Genomic DNA, 6,564 nt, shown 5'->3' on the forward strand with positions numbered 1-6,564 from the left:
GATGATACAAACATTAACCCAGTCTATCGAAATAGAAGCAAGTCCTGCAGTAGTCGAACATTGTCTGAGCGATCGCGTTTTGATGCACCGTTGGTTGAATCCTATGTTACGTTGTGAACCTATAGGGGAATGGAGTACCGAGTTAAATAGTCGCAGTCGCTTTATCATCAATATCCCTCTCTTACAACCAACTCTAGAAAGTCAGGTAATCCAGAGAGAGTCAGGATTAATCCTCTGGCAATTTACAGGTTTTTTTCAAGGATGCGATCGCTGGGAATGTCAACCGATACCCACAGGAACTAAACTAATTAACAGTTTTGAATTCACTATCCCCAACCCTCTAGTTAGTTTTGGCTATAATCTTGTGGCTGCTAGATTAACCAAACAAGATATGGAAGCACAACTAAAAAGACTCAAACTCATAGCAGAATATCATCAACTTAACAAAAATTAGTTAGACTAGAAAAAAGTAACCTTAAATAATAAAAGTGCTTTTAAGCTATCTATAGTAATTAGGAAACAAAATTTAAATAGAATACAATGACAATCGATAATAGCCGTTTACGCACTGAGATATTAAATACAGAAGTTATTACTCGTAACACTGGCAAAAAATTAGGAGTAGTCAAAGAATTATTAGTTGATGTAGATGGACGAGAAGTAGTAGCTCTAGGATTAAGAGATAACCGTTTTGCCGTTTCAGGGTTACCAAAATACTTATATCTGAGTAATATTAGTCAAACAGGGGATGTCATCCTAGTAGAAGACGAAGACGTCATCGAAGATGTAGATGTAGAAGTCTATAGTCAACTAGTCAATAGTGAAGTAATCACCGAAACAGGAGAGCCACTAGGAAGAGTCAGAGATTTTCAATTCAACCCCACCGATGGTAGAGTCTCCTCGATTATTATCGCTTCGGTTGGTTATCATCAAATTCCCGAACAATTGATTAGTACCTATGAATTGTCTATGGATGAGGTAATTAGTGGTGGTCCTAATCGCTTGATCGTTTTTGAAAGTGCAGAAGATCGCTTGACTCAAATAAGCGTAGGTTTATTGGAACGCCTCGGAATCGGTAAACCTCCCTGGGAAAAAGAAGCAGAAGAAAGCTACTACCCACCAGTTACCCCCGCAGAAAACCAACTACCTAGTCGTATCCCCATCCGTACACCCGTCGCCGAAAAAGTAGAGGAAAAAGTCCCCATTTCTCAAGAAAATTGGCATGATGATGATTGGGAAGATCCCTACACTCCTGTTACTCCCCAAAAACAAGCAGAATCAATCCGTTATCCTGAATACGAAGAAGATCTAGAAGAGAGTAACTGGGGAGAAAGTGATGATTATGAACCTACTCCCCCTGTTTATCAACCCCTTAACAAACAACCAGATTATGATTATGACTATGATTATGATGAGAAAAGCGATATCTGGGATGATGATGTAGAGCCACAACCTCTACAAGCACCTAGAATTAATCTGACTGATAAACAAAAAGCACGAGAATACGAGGAAGAAACAGATTATTAACATCTGCGTAAACGAGATAGTAAGATTATTATCTCGTCGATCGCCTCTTGTAAAGCCCTCCCTGATTGTTCAGATTGGTTGATCATAATGCTAAACACAATTGGTTGATAATCTTTTGGAGTTAAGTAGCCACTTAAGGAAGATACACCGCTTAAATAACCTGTTTTAGCCTGTAATTGCTGATCAGCTAATCTATGTCTTAATGTACCTTGTCCTGGTTGTGGTAAAGACTCACGATAAACAGACAATTGAGCCATTAAAGTAAGAACTTGTACTAAAGCTTCGGGAGATACTAGGTTATGACGAGACAACCCCGAAGCGTCAGCCATTTGATAACTACTCGATTCAACCCCTAACTCAGTTAAAATCTCTTGGAGAGTTTGAGTAGATTCTTGTTGCAAGATTTTGGCGATCGCTTCTGCGTATAAATTATTACTCTCTTGATTAACCTTGACTATCAGTGTCTCTAATGGTGGTGAAAGTAATTCAGTAAATCTAGTACCTAAATTCTCAACAGAATCAGAGGTGAGAGTTTTATGACTAACTTGAATGTTTTCTACCAACAAAATACGAGACAAAGACTCTAGAAAATAATTACTGGGATTGGCGATCGCTAAATAATAAACTAGAGGTTGACTCTCAGTAGATATCTCTCCCTCTATCCTTAACTCTGATTTAGCCCATAAGCCATCTAAACTGATTCTAGCCCTATCTTGGTCGGTTACACTCAAAACCTGATTATCTACTCGCCATTGTTTAAAGGTGTTAGGATTTGACCACTGTAATTGGGCTGTTTCTCCCACCTCTTGGGGTATAATGGTTAGAATGACTCTGTTTTCATCCAGAATCAGACTATTGACTCCAACCGCGTAATAAAAATATAAATCTGACCATTCCCAAGTTGGGTTAATCTCTGAATCATTGAAATAATTATCAACAAGGATTAACTCATTAATATGATTAATGCCTTGTTGCTTTAATTCTCTAGCCAAACCTCTAAGGTGATCGCTAGTTAAACTCGGATCACCTTTGCCTACTATAACCAATCTCTCCAGTCTTGGGGCAGATCCTGTGACATAAACAGGAGTAGCGATCCTAAAATCACTCCCCAACCCTTGGATAGCTGCTGCTGTAGTTAGTAACTTCAGACTCGATGCAGGTAAAAAATACTTCTCACCCTCTAGATTATAGATAGTCTCCTCCCCATCTAGGGTACGTACCAATATACCCCAACGAGATCTGTTCCATTCGGGGCGATGGATTATTTCTTGAACTTCCTTCTCTAAATTTGATACACAGACAAACTCTGATTCTGCTTGTACAGAACTACCAGAATTTAGCCATGGTATAATCACTCCTAGAGCGATTATTTTTCCCCACCAACAACATTTTTTCCTGAGCATATGAACAGCGACGAACTAGCTAAATATATTGAAAATATAGACGGAATTTCCAAACCTTGGTTATTAATTCAGTTGCGTCTGAAAAAACTTGAGGAAAGACGTCATACTCTCGCTGATAGTGAGTATATTGCAACCTTAGCAGAAATCCACCAAGACATGATGAATCTCGGCGAATGGTGGTTAGGTAGAGAAGATGAAGTATTCGGTTAATGTTGTATTTCTTCGTGACTGCGACTAAGCATATTTTCGTGAATATGTTCTTCGTGTTTTCTGTCTTGGGCTAATAATTCTCTAGCTCTTTCTTCAGTATTACTTATTTCTAATTCTTCTACTTCTTCAACCGCTCTAGTTAGCATATTATCATGAAGATTGCCTTCGTGTTTTCTGTCTTGGGCTAATAATTCTCTGGCTCTTTCTTCAGTACTCATAGCTGATCCCCTGGTATTTTCTGTATCTATTACTACTATATAAGTTCCTTTGAACCAATGTAAACCAAAGTTTAGATAAGTTAATATAAGGGAAGAGTGGTAAGAGGCCAAAGTAAGTATATTATCTAAAAGCAATAATACCTAACACCTAACTCCAGACCCCGCACCCTAACTTAACCAGTAAGTTTTGATAAAAATGCTTGATCTAGGTTAAAGTGATTGATAGAGATACATAGCAATCTACTTATGATTTCACTACCGCCTAGTTGTCAAAATTTACCAGAATTAGTCACCACTCTCCTAGAATTGTGGTCACTTGAATCAAGCTTAAAATCACAACATGATCCTACTCCTATAGAAACATCCCTGAAAAAAGCGATCGCCCCTCAATTTGAGATTGTCTTCGCGGGAGCTTTTAGCGCGGGAAAATCTATGCTAATCAACGCTATCTTAGAGAAAGAATTACTTTATAGTTCAGAAGGTCACGCTACAGGAACTGAATGCTATATTTATTACGCTGAGTCTAATCAAGAAAGAGTGGTACTCACTTTTTTAAGTAAACAGGAAATCAGCCAACAAGTAGAAGTTTTAACTAGTATTCTCGGTATTAATGGGGAAATCAACCTCGAAAAAATTACCACAATAGAGGAAATACAACAGTTAGCCGAGAAAATTATTTACTCAGAAGGAGGAGAAAGTAAATCAGAAAAAGCTAAACAAGCTAAAGCACTACTTTTACTATTAGAAGGATATCAACAAAATAGTAATTACCTCCATCCTTCCCAGAATAACACCTACTCAATGGAGCAGTTAAATTTTGGTAATCTCAATGAAGCTGCTAGTTATGCTCGTCGGGGAAGTAATAGCGCTATTCTTAAAAAGCTAGAATATTATTGTCATCATCCATTGCTACAAGATGGGAACGTTTTAGTTGACTTACCAGGTATTGACGCTCCCGTTAAAAAAGATGCTGAGTTAACCTATCAAAAAATTACCGATCCTGACACCTCTGCTGTAGTTTGTGTACTTAAAGCAGGTGCAGCAGGAGAAATGAGCAGTGAAGAAACCAGATTATTAGAAACAATTAAAAGCAATAAAGGAATTCGCGATCGCGTTTTCTATGTATTTAATCGTATCGACGAAACCTGGTATAACGCTCAATTGCGTCAGCGATTAGAAAACCTGATTCAGTCACAATTTTATGACACCAATCGAGTATATAAAACCAGTGGATTATTAGGATTCTACGGGAGTTTAATTAAGCATAGCAATAGTAGCGATCGTTGGGGATTAAATTCATTCCTAGCTAAAAATGTGAAAAATTTAGGAGGGGAAGAAGATACACCGCAATTTGTCAGTGAATTTAACAATTATTGTGCTAATTCCCAAAAACTAACCCGCACTAAATTTCGCGTTGACGTCAAAAGCTACGAAACCGCAGCAGAAAACTACGTTAGAATTCTAGCAGAATGGGGACAACCATTGATTGAGCAGTTAATTAACGATAGTGGTATAGAAGAATTTCGTCAGGGAATGACTCGCTATCTCACCGAAGAAAAACGCCCCCAATTATTCTCTAATCTCGCTGACGATTTACAACCCCTGTGTATCAATCTGCGCAATCACTACTTAACTCAAATAACCGAATTATCCAGTCAACCTCAAGAAATAGAAGCGATGAAAGCGCAAGAATTAGCGCGTCTTCATCAAGAGTTGCAACAAATTGGCGAAGAATTTCAACTGCATATCAGTCAAGAAGTCAATCTTATCATAGTGAATCAAAACGAGGAATTTGAGCAGGATTTCCACCGACTCCAGGGGAAAATGGTTAATCGTCTCGATGAGTTATTACACAGTTTTTCTGTAGCTAACGCTTATAAACGTGCTACTCTGGCTCATCCTCGCAACGCTACTGCACCACTTATCGCTATTTTAGTAGAAGCACTGTATTATCTAGCTAACGAGCTTGAGGATGTCTTAGTATCAGAATCCCAACGCATCATTACTAACGTCAGCGAAAGATTGTTAAACACTATTGGCAATACCGACTATTATCGCAAACTTTATCGACTCCTAGGCAATGATGGAGGTATCACCGAAAGTATTAAACGGCTAGAAATTGCCTTAAATCATGCTATTGTTAGTCAAGCTAGAACAGAATGCGATCGCTATGTGCGTGAAAGTCCTCGTTTTTACGATGAGGGAACATTTTCTATCTACCAATTTCGGGAAACCCTCCAACAAACGTCACAAGGGTATGATTGTGAAACTATGGTAGAAGCAGAGCCTGCGATTCGTCAACTCCTTAAATTAGATTTTGAACCCAAAGTATCTGCAACAATTCGCCGTAATTTTCGTCAGACATTTAATCAGACATTGAAAACGCAATTATTACCAATGGCTGAACAACAATCAGAAGAAATTATCCAACAATATACAGCAGCTCGCGCTTATTTAGAACAAAATCTAGTCAAAGAAGCTGAGGAAAAAATAGCTCGTAATTCTCAACTACAAGCTCAAACTATAATTAATATGAAAAGATATAATGAAGCGGTTCAAGGTATTAATAATTGTTTAGAGTCTATGCAGGTTTACGAATACCAATTACCCCTAATCAGCCCAACAGAAATAACTACTGAGGAAGTAACAGAATGAGCCAACATTATTATTTAGACGACTGTGGTCAAGAAGATATTTTTTCTTTCAATGAAGAGATTGTTAAAGCTTATTTGCTTAAAGAAGCGATTCAATTAGCGGTTAAGCAAGAAATACCTAGGGTTATAGAAGACGCTTTTAAAGCTAAAAAAGTTAATATTAATTTGCAAAAAGATGAAGAAGAAAATGTCTTACAATGGTTAGGTCAATTGGTAGAAAATAAACCAGAAATAGGAGAAATGCTCCTAAAAGAAGGGATACCATGTCAATTACTAAAACCTCAACAAAATTGGCGCAAAGGGAAATTACAATTAAAACTTTCCTTAGAATTTATTCCCGAACAGAATCAAAGTAAAAACTACTCATCTTCTTTAGATGATTTGCGTTAATAGCAAAGGTGTGGATTTCCAAAGGTAAAAATATCCTGTTCTCCCAGAGTGACATACTCCTACACCGAATCAAAGATTACGCTGTAGGCTTCTTATCTTTCACCTTCAGAGATGATTGACCGTTTTTGAGTGAGGCGATGCCCATCCCCACTTTTTTAATTA

The 6,564-nt window shown here is 37.8% G+C and carries 7 protein-coding genes; 5 read left to right on the top strand and 2 right to left on the bottom strand.

Annotated elements, in window-relative coordinates; genetic code table 11:
- Window position 1: 1 nt before the first annotated feature.
- A complete protein-coding gene (locus EA365_11975; protein TVQ43727.1) occupies window positions 2-454 on the top strand; it encodes an SRPBCC family protein in 453 nt (150 codons plus the stop codon).
- 86 nt (window positions 455-540) lie between these two features.
- Entirely contained in the window at window positions 541-1,527 is a 987-nt protein-coding gene (locus EA365_11980) for a PRC-barrel domain containing protein (GenBank protein TVQ43728.1), read from the top strand.
- On the opposite strand, the gene dacB is transcribed toward EA365_11980, so the two are convergent.
- Window positions 1,524-2,930 carry a D-alanyl-D-alanine carboxypeptidase/D-alanyl-D-alanine-endopeptidase gene (gene dacB / locus EA365_11985; GenBank protein TVQ43729.1) on the bottom strand — a complete coding sequence of 469 codons (1,407 nt, stop codon included), beginning with the start codon at window positions 2,928-2,930 and terminating at the stop codon, window positions 1,524-1,526. The genes EA365_11980 and dacB overlap by 4 nt on opposite strands.
- Between dacB and EA365_11990 the strand changes: the two genes are divergently transcribed.
- Window positions 2,931-3,140 carry a hypothetical protein gene (locus tag EA365_11990; GenBank protein TVQ43730.1) on the top strand — a complete coding sequence of 70 codons (210 nt, stop codon included), beginning with the start codon at window positions 2,931-2,933 and terminating at the stop codon, window positions 3,138-3,140. It begins immediately after the preceding gene.
- Here EA365_11990 and EA365_11995 read toward each other — a convergent pair.
- On the bottom strand, window positions 3,137-3,358 hold the full coding sequence (locus EA365_11995; GenBank protein TVQ43734.1) for a hypothetical protein: 222 nt from the start codon (window positions 3,356-3,358) through the stop codon (window positions 3,137-3,139). The genes EA365_11990 and EA365_11995 overlap by 4 nt on opposite strands.
- Before the next feature lie 246 nt (window positions 3,359-3,604).
- Here EA365_11995 and EA365_12000 point away from each other — a divergent pair, with 246 nt between their 5' ends.
- Together EA365_12000 and EA365_12005 are read left to right on the top strand one after the other, a co-directional pair.
- Window positions 3,605-6,013, top strand: coding sequence for a dynamin family protein (locus EA365_12000; protein ID TVQ43731.1), 2,409 nt, complete (start codon window positions 3,605-3,607; stop codon window positions 6,011-6,013).
- A complete protein-coding gene (locus EA365_12005) occupies window positions 6,010-6,402 on the top strand; it encodes a hypothetical protein (protein ID TVQ43732.1) in 393 nt (130 codons plus the stop codon). Before EA365_12000 ends, EA365_12005 begins: the two co-directional genes overlap by 4 nt.
- The last annotated feature ends 162 nt before the right edge of the window (window positions 6,403-6,564 follow it).

The sequence above is a fragment of the Gloeocapsa sp. DLM2.Bin57 genome, assembly GCA_007693955.1.
Classification (GTDB): Bacteria; Cyanobacteriota; Cyanobacteriia; order Cyanobacteriales; family Gloeocapsaceae; genus Gloeocapsa.